Genomic DNA, 15,680 nt, shown 5'->3' on the forward strand with positions numbered 1-15,680 from the left:
TGAGGTTAACCCACTATTCGACAGCACGTTGATACGAGACCAGGTGGGCCTCGGCCGAGGCTTCCCAGGTGAACTCCCTGGAGCGGGTCAGACCCGCCGCGGACAGGGCCTCGCGGCGCTCCCGCGAGGCCAGCAGCGCGCGGAGCGCGTCGGCGATGCCGGCGTCGTCGGGCTCGGTGTAGGCGACCGCGTCCCCTCCCACCTCGGGCAGCGAGGTGCGGTGCGTGGTGAGCACCGGCGCGCCGCAGGCCATGGCCTCCAGCACCGGGAGCCCGAAGCCCTCGCCGCGCGAGGGGAAGGCCGCCACGAGCGCGCCGCCGAGGAACCCGGACAGGTCGGCGAAGGCCAGATAGCCGGGGCGGAGCACCTTCACGGTGGAGGGCACCTCCTCGACCGCCGCGTCCACGTCGGCGTCGCGGAGGCCGCCGGCCAGCACCAGTGCGGGCGGGTCGGGCAGGTCCCGCACGGCCCGGACGAAGCCGCGGATCAGGTTGGGGATGTTCTTGCGCGGCTCCAGCGGGCCCAGGAAGGCGACGTAGGGGGCGCCGTGCAGGCCGAGCCGGTCGGCGGCGTGCCTGACCTCCCGCTCGGACGGCCGGTGGAACAGCGCCGGGTCCACGCCGTGATAGGCGACGTCGATCCGGGTGGGGTCGGCGGCGAGCACCCGGACCAGCTCGTCCCTGGTCGCCTTGGAGGGCACGATCACCCTGGAGGCGTGCCGGACCGCCGTGCGGGTCGCCGAGCGGAAGAAGGATGCCCTGACCTCGCTGTGCTGCGAGGGCTCGGTGAACCAGGTGACGTCGTGCACGGTCACCACGGTCGGCAGGCCGGAGCGGAGCGGCATCGAGTAACAGGGAGAGTGGATCACCTCGGCGCCGGTCTGCCGGGCGAGGACCGGGAGGCCGGTCTGCTCCCAGGCGAGCCGGGCGGCCCGGTTGGAGATCCCGAGCGGGCCGGACAGGATCCGGGCGGAGGGCGCGAGCGCGGCGTACCGTTCGGCGTCGGCCCGCTGGCACACGACCGACAGGTCGGCGCCCGCCCTGTCCAGCGCGGCGACGAGTCCGTCGACATACCTGATCAACGCACCGCGATCGGCCGGGACCGCGGCCGCGTCGACGAGCACTCGGGGCGTCAAGAAGGATCGCTCCCCTCAGGAACCACGCGGGACGGTCGTCCCCTTCTCCCGTTCACTCTATTGCCCCGGCCGCCGAAATCGTGGGGTGAATCACACGGCTTTTCCGGGGTCGGGATCGCGCCGGGGATCGACGGCGCGCCGCGCGGCCAGGCCCGCCGCACCGGCGCAGACGAGATCGCCAAGGATGATCACGATCCTGGAGCAGAGCGCCACGGCGATCGCCGACCCGCGGTCCAGGACCGGCGCCAGCACGACCACCATGGCCGCCTCGCGCACCCCCGCCCCGGCCGGGACCACGAACGTCATGATCCCCAGGCACCAGGACAGCGCGAACGCCCCGATGGAGAACACGACCGCCGACACCCCCGAGGGCCCGAACTCGTGGAGGACCGCGGCCAGGTGCAGGCCGTACGCCGTCCAGCCGAGCAGCGCCCAGCCCAGCGCGGTGAGCATGCCCCTGCGGGTGAGCGGGCGCTCCAGCGGCTCGCGCTTGAGTTTGCGCAGCCCGAACCCGAGGACCGCGTTGATCACCCTCGGCTCGAACACCACCGCGAGCAGCGGGATCAGCAGGAACACCCAGGCGTACGGCGCGACCGACCCCGGCAGGGCGGTCAGCAACGTCACCCCGGAGATCATCAGCCCGCTGCCGAGCTGCACCGGCATCGTCAGGAAGAAGGCCGCCGCGCTCCGCGACCGGGGCACCCCCAGCTCACGGCCCATCTCCATCTGGGCGAGCACCGGCCAGAGCGAGCCGGGGATGTATTTGCCGAGCTGGCCGACGAAGAAGACCTTCGCCGCCGGACGGAACGGCAGCGGCGAGCCGAGATCGGCCAGCAGCGCCCGCCACGTCATCATCCCGGAGCACAGCGCGGCGACCACGGCGACCAGCGACAGCACGAGCGACTGCCAGGACAGCCGGGCGAACCCGGCGCGGATCTCCTCCCACTGCCTCGCCACCACCCACGCGCCGAACCCCAGCGCCACGGCCAGGAAGGCGATCCGGACCAGCCTTTTCACAGGGAGCGGACCGGGTCGGGCGGCTGGGGCAGGGAGGCTCCGGCCGGGCGGCGGGCGCCCTTGGTGGCCACCCACAGGTAGGTCGGCACCACCGGCAGCAGCCCCCGCAGGACGGAGCGGGGCAGCCGGGCCAGCACGCCGCCGGCCACCCGGCCGACCACGCCGGGGAACAGCTCGGAGCCGGCGAACGCCGCCGGGGTGGCGAGCACCGGGAAGGTGTAGTCCCACACGCGCAGGCCGCGCACCATCCTCCGCAGGCCGCGGCGGGTCCGGTAGCGCTCGTAGTAGCTGTCCGCGCGACCGGACAGCCGGACGTAGCGGTCGGCCAGCCGGGGCGGCAGGTAGGACAGGAACGGCAGCTTGTAGTGCGGCTCCATCACCCCGAGCCGGTTGCCCAGCCCCAGGTAGAGCACGCCGTCGTCGGCGAGCACCCGGCGCATCTCGGCCATGATCGCGTCGGGGTCCACCACGTGCTCGTAGATGTGGTTGAAGACCAGCACGTCGATGGAGCCGTCGGGGAAGGGCAGCGCGGTGCCGTCGGCGCACACGAACTCGACCCGCTCGCCGAACCGCTCGGCCGCCTTGCGCAGGCCGGGCACGTCGATGTCGACGCCGAAGGTCCGCCTCGCGCCCGCGGCGGCGAGCTCGTCGGCGATGAAGCCGGCCGAGCAGCCGATGTCGGCGACCGTCAGGCCGTCGAGGACGTCCCGGTCACGGCCGAGGAAGTGGCCGAGCACCGCCACGATCTTCGCGGCCTTGCGGCGGCGCTTCTCCTCGTCCAGCATCGCCGCCTGGAAGTCGGAGTACGCCAGCTGCGCCACCCGTTCCGCGCTCATCGGTCGCCCACCACTCCTCATCCGCTCCGCGGACCGCTCGTCCCTCGCGACCCGTCGTGCCGCAAGACGCGCGCGGGGACACCGTGCTCACCGCACCGGGCCCGCGCGACGCCCATCGCCGTCACGCCGCCCAAGAGTACCGGCGAGCCGGGACCCTACCGCCGGGTAAGGTGCGCGTCGTACCCTTGGCGGATGCTCAGCCGCCTGCGGTCAAGCCGCCTGCTCCGGGTGCTGCTGGCGCTGGTCGCGCTGGCCTTCGTCGGCTACGGCCTGGCCCAGAACTGGGAGGGCACGCTCGAGGCGCTCGGCCGGCTGTCCTGGTGGTCGGTGGCCGGGGCCTGCGCGGCGGTGATGGCGGGAGCGGGATGCATGCTCCTCGCCTGGCGCTCCGTGGTCGCCGGGCTGGGCTCCCCGCTGCCGCCGCGGGTGGCCGCGCGCGTGCTGTTCGTCGGCCAGCTCGGCAAATACGTCCCGGGATCCGTCTGGGCCTACGCCGCGATGATGGAGCTGGGCCGCGACCACGGCTGCCCGCCCCGGCGCACCTTCAGCGCCACCTCCCTGGGCCTGGTGATCTCCCTGGGCTGCGCGGCCGGGCTCGCCGCCGCCACGCTGCCGTTCACCGCCCGGTCGGTGGCCGAGCGGGCGTGGTACCTCGTCCTGATCATCCCGGTGATCGTCGTGTGCCTGCATCCGAGGATCCTCACCTGGGGCCTGAACCTGGCGCTGCGGATCGCCCGCAAGGAGCCCATCGAGCAGGTGCTGCCCGGCCGCGCACTGCTGGCCGCCGTCGCCTGGACGGTCCTCGGCTGGCTGCTCTACGGCCTGCACACCTGGCTCGTCCTCGGCGACCTGACCGGCGACTTCTCGCTCTACCCGCTCGGCGCCGGGGCCTACGCCTTCGCCTGGGCGACCGGCCTGCTGGTCGCGGTCGTCCCGGCCGGGCTGGGCGTGCGCGAGGCCGCGATGGTCGCGGTCCTCGTCACGGCGCTGGACGGCCATGGCCTCGTCCCGGCCGTGACCACCGCCGGGGCCGTCGCCCTGGTCTCCCGGCTGGCCTTCACCCTCACCGACGTGGCCTGGGCCGGGATCGGCTGGCTCCTCGGCCGCGGGACTCAGGCCCCCACGGAGACCAGGGCGTCCACGTACGCCGCCCAGTAGGGCTCGGGGTCGACGGCCTTGACCCCGGCGCGGAGCCGTTCGGGCTCGCCCGGACGGTAGAACGCGGTCAGCGCCGCGCGGAGGTCCTCCACGGAGCCGGGCTCGACGACCAGCCCGTCGACCCCGTCGGTGACGTGGTCGCCGAGCGTCCCCACCCGGCTGGCGATCACCGGCACCCCGTGCTCGTGGCCGAACCACACCTGCTGGCTGGCCGTCCCGCTCCGGTACGGCAGGACCAGCGCGTCGACGTCGGCGAACAGCCCCGGCACGTCGACGTCGGCCACGTAGCCCGGCCGCAGCTCCACCCGGCCGGTCAGCCCGAGCTCGGCGATCAGCGCCTCCGTCTCCCGCAGGCCGCCCCAGAACTCTCCGGCGACCCGGAGGGAGACGCCCTCGGGCAGCGCGCGGATCAGCAGGTCCAGCCCCTTGTAGGGCCGGACCAGGCCGAAGAACAGCAGCCTGCGCGTCACGCCCCCCGCCTCGCCGCGCTCCCGGGGCCCGACCGGGAGGTGCGGCGCCATCTCGGCCACCGTCACCGGGGCGGGCCCCAGCTCGCGGGCCAGCGCCGCCTGCTGCCCGGAGTGGACGAGCACCCCGTCGACCCGGCGGAGCAGGGCCTTCATCAGCGGGGTGTCGTAGGGCTTGCGCTCGTGGGGCAGCACGTTGTGGCAGAGCGCGACGACCCGGGTCCGGCGGCGCAGGCCGTACAGGATGCCCAGGTAGGGCGGGACCTGCACCGGGCTGAGCACCGCGAGGATCACCAGGTCGGCGGCCGCGAGCCGCCGCCCGCAGCGGGCCCAGCCGTCCGGGCGGCGCCAGTCGAGCTCGCGGCGGACATGGGGGAACGGGGCGCCGTCGGGGGTGTCCACGGTCTGCTGCCCCGGATAGAGGAAGGAGGGGTACTGCGCCTTCCACGACTCGATCACCACGTCGTGCCCGGCGGCCCGCAGCCGGTGGGCCAGCTCGGTGGTGTGCGCGGCCCCGCCGCCCTTGTAGGGGTGGGTCGGCCCGACGATCGCGATCCGCATCTACTCGCTCCGGGAGCGCACGATGAGGTCGGCGAGCAGCGCCAGCGAGCCGATGAGCAGGCCGGAGATGAAGATCACGATGGTGTTGCTGGTCAGGTAGAACCCGTAGCGGACCATGTCCACGACGCCCTTGACCAGACCGATGCCGATCAGCCAGAGCGCGGGCGGCATGAGGACCTTGAGCGGGTTGAAGTACATGACCATCCGCAGCACCTGCAGGATGTAGCGGTAGGCGTCGGAGACGAAGCTGAACTTCGACTTGCCCGCCCGCTTGCTGTAGCCGATCGGCAGGTAGTAGACGTCGTGCTGGTTGGACAGGAACGACAGCGTGATCGTGGTGACGCAGGAGAACCCGGGCGGCAGCAGCCGCAGGTACGGCTTGGCGACCGACTTGCGGAACGCCCGCAGGCCGCTGTTGAGGTCGGGGATCTTCTGCCCCGCCAGCCGCTCGGCCACCTTGCGGATGAACCACTTCGCCGGCACCCGCAGGAACTTGTGCGAGCCCTCCTCGGTGGTCCGCGCGCCCACGACCTGGTCGATCGTGTGGTCCTTGTGCAGGATGTCGACGAGCTCGGGGATGCGCTCGTTCGGGTACGTCATGTCCGCGTCGGTCCACACGACGATCTCGCCGCGCGCCTCCTGGCTGCCGATCCTGCGCACCGTGCCCGACCCGCCGTTGCGGTGGAAGGCCCGGATCCGCATGTTGGGGAAGCGCGGCGCGGCCTCCTGCAGCCTGGCCAGCGTATGGTCGGTGGAGAAGTCGTCCACGGCCACGAGCTCGTAGGTGTAGCCGCTGCGGTCCATGGCCTCGCAGATGCGCTCGACCTCGTCGATGACATGGTCCTGCTCGTTGTAACAGGGCAGAACGATCGTGACGTACGGCGTTGCGTCCACAGCTGGTCCACTCTCGGATGTCTCGGGCGTGCTCACGTCGGGCGAGGATACTCTGCCCGGCTGGGAGCCGGTCTCACTTCGCCGCGTTCGAACGGCCACGCGACACGGCGCGCCCCCCGGACCACGCGCGGATCCCGAACGCCACCGAGACGCCCGGAGCACCGCTCGCCGATGTACCGATCCTCTCACTCCGAGGTCAGTCACATTTCTACTGGAGTTTCAGGTCAGCGGGCAGGAGGGTGAACGCGTCCGCTCTGTTGAGCGGTGAGATCACGCGGAAATGCCGCTCATCCAGCGCGCACCGGTGTCCGCGACGATCATTCGCCGGATCCGTCGAGGTTCTCGTCAGCGCGGGACGCCCACGTGGGGTCACCACTCATCGCATATCCCACGGCGGGCATGACCATCTTCGGCTGCCGGAGCGGAATGACCATGGCGATCGGTTCACCCCGCTCGGTGATGGTCAGCGTCTCTCCGGCCTTGACCCGTGCGAGAACCTGACTGGTTCCATGAGTGAGGTCACGCACGCCTACCGTGTGGTCACCGGGAAACGACTCGCTCATGTGGCAGCTCCACCTCTCAAGTGGCCACACCGGCAGGGAAACGTCGTGAGAGACAAGTATCCGATCCAGCCCAGGTCCGGGCCGGGGTTTCCCACACGCCGCTCGGACGACAGCTCTCCTGTCCCGACTACGACGATCCATGACCACCCGGGCGACTACTCCATCAACCGGCTAGGGAACGGCCATCCAGACGTCCATGGACAGGGACCAGGTGCCGTCCGGGGGGGCGATGAGCGATCTCTCCTCCTGGCGGGTGCGGAGGTTCATCACCTGGACCGGCTTGCCGTACTGGGAGAGCTGGTCGGCCCTGGCGGCGAGCAGGACCGGGACGCGGCCGGCGGCGCGGGTGCGGCCGATCAGGCGGTTGACGTCGGAGGGGACGGGGACGTCGGCGCCCCGGTAGAAGCCGACCCGGGCGGTGGGGACCCCGCAGGTGCCCCGGACGAGCTGGGTGAACCGCTCACCGGTGACCCGCTCCACGATCAGCACCGAGGCCCGTTCCGGCAGGGCCGCGCACATCGCCTCGACCGCCGCGCGCTCGCCGCGCTCGATGGGGGTGAAGGCCGTCCCGGCGGAGGTGATCGCCGGGGGGACGAGCAGGAGCACCGCGCCGACGGCGGCCAGGCCGTTCTGGACGGCCGGGCCGTACCCCATCCTGCGGGCCTTGTCCCGCACCCAGCGCAGGCCCCAGACGGCGAGCAGGACGAGGCCGGGGATGACGACGGGGACCAGCCGCCGGGCGGCCCACGGGTGGTCGGGGGTGATGCCCGGACGGTAGAGCGTGGTGAGCGTGGTCCAGCCGATGACGGCCAGCGGCAGCAGCCAGCCGAACCCCCTGCCCCGCACCATCCTGCGCGTGAGCACCGCCCCGGCCAGCGTGGCCAGCACCACCACGGGGACCCCGACGTACCAGATCACCCAGTACAGCGAATCCTCGTAGTAGAGCCGGGCGCCGTCGACCGGCAGGCCGTTCGCCTTCTGCGTCCTCTCGATGAACTCGTAGTTCAGCCGGTCCTCCTGCGTGGTCGGCCACCGAAGGACGGTCTGCAGCCACGGCCGGGCCGCGAAGGCCACCATGACCAGCACCACCAGGCCGCCGGCGATCTCGGGCAGCCGCCGGATCCCCGCGGCCCGCCGCAGCGGGGCCGCGAGCCTCGGCGCCGCGAGCGCGACGACCAGGGTGAGCACCAGGACCGCGCCGCAGATGGCCAGCAGCGGCTGGAGCGAGCCGGACAGGTAGTCCAGGTAGGGCCTGGACAGGATGTATCCGGCCGCGACCCCCAGGATGGTCCCGGCCGCCAGGCCGCAGAGCAGCGGGACGCCGAGACGCCCCTCGTCGCGGACCCCCGCCCGGCGCAGGGCGATCAGCAGCCCGGCGTAGACCAGCACGGGAAGCACGTCGCGCAGGCCGTCGATCCTGACCAGGACGGCAAGGCCGAACACCAGGCCGGCCAGCTCCGCCCCGATCACGGCGCCGTCGGACTGGGCCCGGCGGATCCGCCCCGGCTGCTCGGCGGAGGGCAGGGACGGCAGGTAGCCCAGGCCCGTGATGCCGGAGCGGAGCCTGACCTGGGCGTCGTGCAGCAGGGCGAGACCGCCGAAGAGCAGGATCATGGAGGGGATCTCGCTGAAGGTGGTGCGCGAGGTGTAGAGGATCGGAAGGCTGACCGCGAACACCAGGGCGGCCGGCGCCGCCCAGCGCGCGCCGACGAACCGGGCGACGACCCCCGACAGGACGAGCACCGCCAGCGCTCCCAGCACCGGCGGCACCAGCAGCAGCCCGGTCAGGCCCCCCAGCCAGTGTCCCAGCGCGTCGATCAGCGGCGCGCCCGGCATGAACTGCGGCACGACCGCGCCGCCGGAGCTGTAGAAGCCCGCGCTCTCGAAGAGCAGCGCGTGGTCCGGGCCGCCGAAGGCCGCCTGCTGGTACGGGATCGGCAGCGAGCCGTGGCCGGCCAGCCAGATGGCGTACTGGGCGTAGGTGGCGGGGTCGCGGCGGACGACGAGCTGCTCGCTGTGGAGTAGGCCGTTGAAGACCCCCGAGGCCAGGGCGGCGGCGACGACGCCGCTCGTCTGCCAGGCGGTCGCCTCGACGGTCTCGGGCAGGCGGCGCAGGCCGTACCGGCACAGGACCGCGGCGATCGCCAGGCCCAGCGGCAGGGCGGCGATCGGCCGGAACCAGCCGAGCAGCAGCAGCGACAGCCCGGCCACCAGCCAGCCCGCCAGCACGAGCGCGGGCGCGACCGACACCACGGCGAGCACCCTGCCCGCCGAGGGCCTCCGCGTGTGATCCAACCAGGTGATCCTCATAGCTCGTCCCGAGCGTAGTGGCAGCCTCCGATGACGGCGATGCCCGCGCGCGGCTGCTCGGTGAAAGCCGGTAGCGTACGCGCAGCGCGCGAAGGGGGCGGAAAGTGGTCGGCTGGGCTCGGGGGCACCGGTGGTTCCTGGGGGTGCTGGGTCTCGGGGCCGCGCTGCGGGTGATCACCATGCTCGGCTACCGGCCCGCGATCTGGTTCCCCGACTCCTACACCTACGTGGTGACCGCGCTGAAGCCCCGGCCCGACCTGGTCCGCCCGGCCGGATACCCGATGCTGCTGCGGCTGCTCGAACCGTTTCACAGCTTCGCCTCCGTCGCGCTGGTCCAGCATCTGCTGGGACTGCTGGTCGGCGTGCTCGTCTACCTCACCGCCCGGCGGCTGCGCGCCCCGGGCTGGGCCGCGGTGCTCGCGTCCGTCCCCTCCCTTCTGGACGCCTACCAGATCGAGCTGGAGCACCTGCTGGTCTCCGACACCCTGTTCGCCGCGCTGGTGATGTCGGCGGTCTGCCTCGGCCTCTCCCGGGACGTCGGATGGCGTACGGCGTGCGGGATCGGGCTGCTGGTCGCGGCCGCGACGCTGACCAGGACCGTCGGGCTGCCGCTGGTCGTGATCTTCGCGTGCTGGCTGATCTACCGGATGCGGGGCCGGGTGCTCATGGCCGGGGTGATGCTGGCCGCGGCGGCGCTGCCGATCCTGGGGTACGGGGCCTGGTTCCACGCGGTCCACGGCCGGATCGGCATCGTGGGCGCCAACGGCGTCTTCCTCTACTCCAAGACGATGACCTTCGCCGACTGCGCGGTGATGAGGCCGCCCGCGGACCTGGCCGTGCTCTGCGACCCCCGCCCGCCCGCGCGGCGGCCCCCCGCGCAGGAATACGTCTGGAGTCCCGACTCCCCGCTGGTCAGGCTGCCCGGCATCACCTTCAGCGAGGAGAACGACGAGCTGGCCGGCCGGTTCGCCTCGCTGGCCATCCGGAGCCAGCCGCTCGGCTACCTGGGCTCGGTCCTGTCCGAGCTGGCACGCTCGTTCCCGCTGAGCCGCCCGGTCTACCCCGACCAGGAGGTCTACGACTACTACGAGTTCCCCGCGGCGCCGCCGGCCCCGCCGGGCCGCTACCCGGCCACGGCGGGCGCCGAGCGCGCCGAGCGCGACTACGAGCGGGGGCCGATCGCCACCCGGATCGTGGAGCCCTACGCGGGCTGGATGCGGGCCTACCAGGACGTCGTGTGGCTGCCCGGCGCGGCGGTGCTGCTGATCCTGCTGGTCCCCCCGGTCGCGGCGGCAGTCCGGCGCCTCCGTCCGGAGTCCCCGATGTGGGTGCTGCCGTGGACGACGGCCGTGGTGCTGCTCGTCATGCCCCCGGCGGTCGCGGAGTTCGACTACCGGTACGTGCTGCCCGCCGTGCCGGCCGCGTGTCTGGCCGCGGCACTTGTGGCGGGTAAACCTTCTTTCCGTAACATTCCAAGAAATGTCCGTATTTGAGTATGCTGAGCGCTCGGATCATCACGGGCGTCTCGGGGAGCGGTCATGACCAAGTTCACGTCATCATGGCTTCCGCCACTCACCTCGTGACCTACTCTTTGGGCGCAATGAGCGAGCTGAACCAGCACCGGACGTTGCCGCCAGGCGAGGAGATCGCATGAGCGACCATCGGCACGTCGCCGTGGAGGACCGCCGGGCGGAGACGACCAGTCCCGGCCGCCGGGCCTCCCGGCGGGCGGGTGGGAACGGCGGAGCGCCTCCCGAGCCCCCCGCCGATTACGCCAAGCCGCCCCGCAACCCGGGCCGCAAGGTCAAGCGGCTGAGCGTCGGCGCCTGGATCAGCGTCGCGATGACCGGCGTCCTGGTGGTCGGCACCCTCGGCGCCTACAAGTTCTACCGCGACATCGACGGCCTCATCGACCGTGACGACGTCGAGAGCAGGCTCGGCGTCAACCGCCCCCCGGAGACCGGGGCGCTCAACGTGCTCGTCGTGGGCTCCGACAGCCGCGCCGGCGCCGGCAACAAGAAGTACGGCCAGCACATGCAGGCCGACGGCGAGCGGACCGACACGATCATCCTGCTGCACATCTCGCCGAACCGCGACAAGGCGACCATGATCAGCTTCCCCCGCGACTCCATGGTCAATGTGCCCAACTGCAAGAACCCCAAGACGAAGGCGATCATCCCCGGCGGCCTCAAGCAGATCAACGCGACCTTCAACGACGGTGGCATCGACTGCACGTGGACGACGATCGAGACGCTGACCCAGATCCACATCAACCACTACGTCAAGGTGGACTTCGCCGGGTTCAAGGGCATCGTCGACGCGCTGGGCGGCATCGAGATCTGTCTGCCCAAGGACGTGACGGACAAGAGGGCCAAGCTCGATCTGACCAAGGGCAAGCACATCGTGAAGGGCGAGACCGCCCTCGCCTACGTCCGCGCCCGCTACGGGCTCGGCGACGGCAGCGACACCAGCCGGATCAAGCGCCAGCAGGTCTTCCTCAACCAGGTGATGCAGAAGGCCACCAGCTCCGACCTGCTCACCGACCTCGGCAAGCTCACCGGCTTCCTGGAGGCCGCCGCCGCCTCGGTGACGGTGGACAAGAACCTCGACACCAGGCGCATGCTGGAGATCGCCCAGAGCGCGAAGTCCCTCACCGCCAAGGGGCTGCAGGCCGTCACCGTGCCGTGGATGCCGGACCCCGCCGACAAGAACCGGGTCGTCTGGCGGGAGCCCGCCGCCGGCGAGCTGTTCGAGTCGATCCGCAGCGACATCGAGGTGACCAAGAGCCCGGCCCCCGACGCCCCCGCCAAACCGACCGTCAAGAACGAGCAGGTCCAGGTCCAGGTCTTCAACGGCACCGACAAGCCGGGCGTGGCCAAGGAGGTGGCCGCGAAGCTGGTCGCCCAGGGCTTCCGGGTGACCCAGGTCGGCAACGCCCGCCCGGCCACCGCCGACGTGCCCACCACCGCGCTGCGCTACGGCAAGAAGGACGCCGAGGGCGCCGCCTACGCCGACGCGGTGGCCGCCCGGCTCTCCGGCGACAAGATCGCCCCGATCGCGGGCAAGACGAAGCCGGCCAGCGTGGAGAACTACGCGGCGACCATCCCGGCCACCCCGCTCCCCACCGGCCCGGTCGTCCAGTTGATCATCGGTGCCGACTGGAAGGGCGTCCGGGTCCCCACCAAGATCCCCGACTCCCTCAAGGGCGACATCATCGACAGCGAGACCAACCCCTGCCAGTGACCCTCGCCGCCGGCGAGCGGCCGGACGGCGAGGGAGCCGAGGTCCCGCTGGTTTTAAACGATCACGATTCGCCGCGAACCATCTCAAACCCCGAGTGCTCGTGCGACAGACGGCGCGTGATCGGTTTAGGGTTGTCGGGTCGGCGAGGCGAACCCCACTCGACCGCATCCCCCGGCGGTCCCTGGGCGTCTTCAGTAGCGTGTCCGACTACCTCCCAGTCTCCGACAGATAGCTGAGCGTTTTCCCCGTGAGCGACACCCGATCCCCCTTCCACCTACCGGCCCCCCGGGACGACGGCGCCCCCGACGCCGACACCGGCGGGTCCGCCGGCGGACAGGGCCGGACACCCGCCCCGTGGCCGATGCCCGAGCACGCGCAGTCGTCCCAGACCTCCTGGCCGGAGCCGCCGGACGGCGCTTCCACCGCCTCCTCCTGGGGCCGCCGGGACGGGCAGGGCCCGGAGGAGGACCCCGGCGAGGTCACCGCCTGGGGCTACCCGGCCTACCAGGAGCCGCAGTCCTCCGTCGAGGAGGACGCGTGGGCGAACTGGGACACCCAGACACCTCCCGGAGAGCAGGAGCAGGCGCCTCGGCGGGAGACCCGCAAACCCTCCGCCCCCCAGGGCCGGACACCGTACGGGGACACCCGGCCGCCCGCCGCCCCCGGGGCACGGGCAGCGGGCGGGGATGCCCCGTCACCCGCCGCGCCGGAGTTCTGGGCGATGCACGAGGAGGCACGACCGTCCACCGCGCCGGAAGGGTTGCCCGCCGCCCAGCCGCCCGCCGCGTCCGAGCCCTGGGCACCGCGCGCCGCCCAGCCGCCCGCGACGCCGGGGTCCTGGGCGACACGCGACGCCCAGCCGCCCGCGACGCCGGACTCCTGGGCGACGCACGGGGACGCGCAGCCGTCCGCCGCCCGGGAGACGCGGGCGCCGTACGCGGACGTGCGGCCCCCCGGCCCCCGCAACCCGCTGGACATGACGCACCGCGCCGCACCCGCCGGGAACCTGCTGGACCCGCTGGACCCCGCCTGGTCGTCGGACCACGACGCCGCCCGGACGCAGGCCGCGCCCGCGGCGTGGGCGCCGCAGGCCCCCCGGCGCGGGCCGCAGCCGCAGGAGGCTCCGCCCGCCGATCGGCCCTTCTCCTACTGGGAGAACTCCGCCCGTGACCCCGAGCCCTCCCCCTGGGGCCGGGCCCCGGAAGCGAAGCAGGAGCAGGAGCCGGAGCAGGAGCCGCGCCCGGAGGAGGCGCCCGCCGCTCCCCCGGCCAGGAAGAAGCGCGAGCCGTACCTCGACAACGTCAAGTTCGTCCTGATCGCCCTGGTCGTGACCGGGCACTCGCTGGTGCCCACCCTGGCCGCGCACTCGGCCAAGTCGGCCTACCTGTTCATCTACACCTTCCACATGCCGGCGTTCGTCCTGATCAGCGGTTATCTCGGCCGGAACTTCTGGAACTCCAACGCCAAGATCAACAAGCTGGTCGACACCATGCTGGTGCCCTACGTGGTCGTGGAGATCGGCTACGCGCTGCTCCGCTACGGACTGGGCCAGAAATGGACCCTGACGATCATCGACCCGGCCTGGCTGAACTGGTACCTGCTGGCCCTGGTGCTCTGGCGGATCTCCACGCCCATCTGGAACCGGATGCGGCAGCCGCTGCTGGTCGCGGTGGTCATCTACATGGTGGCCGGCTTCTCGGAGATCTCCGGCGACTTCAGCATCGACCGCTTCTTCGGCCTGCTCCCCTTCTACGTGCTCGGCCTGGTGCTCAAGCCCGAGCACTTCGACCTGCTCAAGCCGGTCTGGGTCAGGATCCTGGCCGGGATCACGGTCGCCGGCGGCATCGCGGTGGCGGTCTTCATCGCCCCGCACGTCAACCTCAAGCCGATCTACTTCCGCTACAGCATCAAGTCCATGGACACGAGCTGGCTGATCGGGCTCGGCGTGCGCGGCGCGGTGCTGATCGCGGCGCTGGCCATGTCGGTCGCGCTGCTGGCCCTGGTGCCCCGGCGCGAGACCTGGTTCTCCGACCTCGGCACCCGCACGCTCTACGCCTACCTGCTCCACGGCGTCGTGGTGCTCATCGCCAAGGACCAGGGGTGGCTGAGCTTCCCCTGGCTGTACGGCCCGCTGGGCGTGCTGGCGATCATGTCCAGCTCCCTGGCGCTGGCCATCGTCCTGTGCCTGCCGGAGACGCGCACGCTCTTCAAGTGGCTGCTGGAACCCCGCCTGGTCTGGCTCTACCGCCGCCCGTCGGCGGACTCCCCCGGCAAGCAGGCGGAGCCGGCCCGCAAGGAGAGTTCAGCGGCAGTTCCCCGGTAATTAACCCAACACATCCGGTGATGACGGAACCGGCACTCAGCATCGGAATATGCGGGTATGTGTCGGGACAATTGTCCATCACCCCGAAGACGCCCGGATCATGCATCGGCAGATCCGGGCGCTCCTCGACGCGGGGCACGAGATCACCTATGTCGCGCCCTTCACCGACTGCAACGTCACGCCCGATCCCCGGATCCGGGCCGTCGACGTCCCCCGCGCGCTGGGCCGTCACCGCAGACGTGCCCTGAAGGCCGCCCGGGGGGCGCTGAGGCGCGGAGCCGAGGGCGCCGACCTTCTGATCGTCCATGACATCGAGCTGGTTCTCCGGCTGCCCAGGCGCCGCCCCGTGACCGTCTGGGACGTCCACGAGGACACGGCCGCCGTCCTGGAGGCCAGAACGGATCTCCCTGGGCTCCTGCGCCGGACCCTGCCGGCGCTGATCCGCCGGGTCGAGGCCCGCGCGGAGGACCGGCTGCACCTCGTCCTGGCCGAGGAGTCCCACCGGGAGCGGTTCTCCGGGTCCCACCCGGTGGTGCCCAACACCACCTACGTGCCCCGCCGGCCGCCCCCGCCGCCGGGCCGGAACCGAGTGGTCTACGTGGGCCGGCTGTCCCGGGCCAGAGGGGCGGCGGAGCTGGTCGAGCTGGCCCGGCGGCTGCTCCCCCACGGGGTCAGGATGGACCTGGTGGGCGCCGCCGACGCCGAGATCAGGCCCATGCTGCGGGACGCGCAGCGGCAGGGCCTGCTCGACTGGTACGGCTACGTGCCCAACCGGCACGCGCTGCGGATGGCCGAAGGGGCGATCGCCGGGCTGTCACTCCCGCACGACGTGCCCCCCTACCGGCGGTCGATGCCGGCCAAGGTCGCCGAGTACATGTCCCGCGGACTCCCGGTGGTCACCACGCCGCTCCCGGCCGCCGCCTCCCTGGTCGGCCGGACCGGCTGCGGCGTCGTCACGCCCTTCGGGGACGTGGACGCGGCGCTGCGCGCCGTACTGGCGCTGCGGGACGACCCCGAGGGGGCCGCGGCGATGGGCGCGCGCGGCTACGAGGAGGCGCTGCGCCACTACGACTGGCCCGCCCACGCGGGCGAGTTCGTGGGGCTGCTGGAGGGGTGGGCGACGGCGAGCGCCGCCCCCGCGCGCGCCCACCGCCGTCCCCTCGTGGTCTGACC

General features: G+C 72.3%; 12 protein-coding genes. 5 read left to right on the forward strand and 7 right to left on the reverse strand.

All coding sequences use genetic code 11. The features are described 5' to 3' along the window. Positions 1-13: 13 nt before the first annotated feature. The 3 genes from BM085_RS00555 to BM085_RS00565 form a co-directional block, all read right to left on the reverse strand. Positions 14-1,135 (reverse strand): glycosyltransferase family 4 protein, encoded by a 1,122-nt coding sequence (locus tag BM085_RS00555; RefSeq protein WP_093885086.1) that lies wholly within the window; start codon positions 1,133-1,135, stop codon positions 14-16. 90 nt (positions 1,136-1,225) lie between these two features. Beyond that, entirely contained in the window at positions 1,226-2,152 is a 927-nt protein-coding gene (locus BM085_RS00560; RefSeq protein ID WP_093885087.1) for a lysylphosphatidylglycerol synthase transmembrane domain-containing protein, read from the reverse strand. Then, positions 2,149-2,988, reverse strand: coding sequence for a class I SAM-dependent methyltransferase (locus BM085_RS00565; RefSeq protein ID WP_093885088.1), 840 nt, complete (start codon positions 2,986-2,988; stop codon positions 2,149-2,151). The genes BM085_RS00560 and BM085_RS00565 overlap by 4 nt, the downstream gene beginning before the upstream one ends. Positions 2,989-3,180: 192 nt before the next feature. Here BM085_RS00565 and BM085_RS00570 point away from each other — a divergent pair, with 192 nt between their 5' ends. Then, complete coding sequence (locus BM085_RS00570) at positions 3,181-4,146, forward strand: lysylphosphatidylglycerol synthase transmembrane domain-containing protein (protein ID WP_093885089.1); 966 nt, start codon at positions 3,181-3,183, stop codon at positions 4,144-4,146. Here BM085_RS00570 and BM085_RS00575 read toward each other — a convergent pair. The 4 genes from BM085_RS00575 to BM085_RS00590 form a co-directional block, all read right to left on the reverse strand. Next, a complete protein-coding gene (locus BM085_RS00575; protein ID WP_093885090.1) occupies positions 4,101-5,174 on the reverse strand; it encodes a glycosyltransferase family 4 protein in 1,074 nt (357 codons plus the stop codon). The two genes, BM085_RS00570 and BM085_RS00575, sit on opposite strands and share 46 nt — an antisense overlap. Beyond that, a complete protein-coding gene (locus BM085_RS00580; RefSeq protein ID WP_093885091.1) occupies positions 5,175-6,104 on the reverse strand; it encodes a glycosyltransferase family 2 protein in 930 nt (309 codons plus the stop codon). Positions 6,105-6,385: 281 nt separating this feature from the next. Continuing rightward, a complete protein-coding gene (locus tag BM085_RS00585; RefSeq protein WP_093885092.1) occupies positions 6,386-6,631 on the reverse strand; it encodes a type II toxin-antitoxin system Phd/YefM family antitoxin in 246 nt (81 codons plus the stop codon). Between the two features lie 171 nt (positions 6,632-6,802). Next, positions 6,803-8,926, reverse strand: a complete 2,124-nt coding sequence (locus BM085_RS00590) for a hypothetical protein (RefSeq protein WP_245789041.1) — start codon at positions 8,924-8,926, stop codon at positions 6,803-6,805. 119 nt (positions 8,927-9,045) lie between these two features. Here BM085_RS00590 and BM085_RS00595 point away from each other — a divergent pair, with 119 nt between their 5' ends. The 4 genes from BM085_RS00595 (at position 9,046) to BM085_RS00610 (ending at position 15,678) form a co-directional block, all read left to right on the forward strand. Further along, complete coding sequence (locus BM085_RS00595; protein ID WP_093885094.1) at positions 9,046-10,434, forward strand: hypothetical protein; 1,389 nt, start codon at positions 9,046-9,048, stop codon at positions 10,432-10,434. Positions 10,435-10,591: 157 nt separating this feature from the next. Continuing rightward, positions 10,592-12,184 (forward strand): LCP family protein, encoded by a 1,593-nt coding sequence (locus BM085_RS00600; RefSeq protein WP_093885095.1) that lies wholly within the window; start codon positions 10,592-10,594, stop codon positions 12,182-12,184. Between the two features lie 247 nt (positions 12,185-12,431). Then, the gene (locus BM085_RS00605) at positions 12,432-14,507 is read left to right on the forward strand and encodes an acyltransferase family protein (RefSeq protein ID WP_093885096.1); all 2,076 of its coding nucleotides are present in this window, start codon (positions 12,432-12,434) and stop codon (positions 14,505-14,507) included. A gap of 49 nt (positions 14,508-14,556) precedes the next feature. Further along, positions 14,557-15,678, forward strand: coding sequence for a glycosyltransferase family 4 protein (locus tag BM085_RS00610; RefSeq protein WP_093885097.1), 1,122 nt, complete (start codon positions 14,557-14,559; stop codon positions 15,676-15,678). The last annotated feature ends 2 nt before the right edge of the window (positions 15,679-15,680 follow it).

The organism is Streptosporangium canum, from assembly GCF_900113865.1.
In the GTDB taxonomy this organism is placed as follows: Bacteria; Actinomycetota; Actinomycetes; order Streptosporangiales; family Streptosporangiaceae; genus Streptosporangium; species Streptosporangium canum.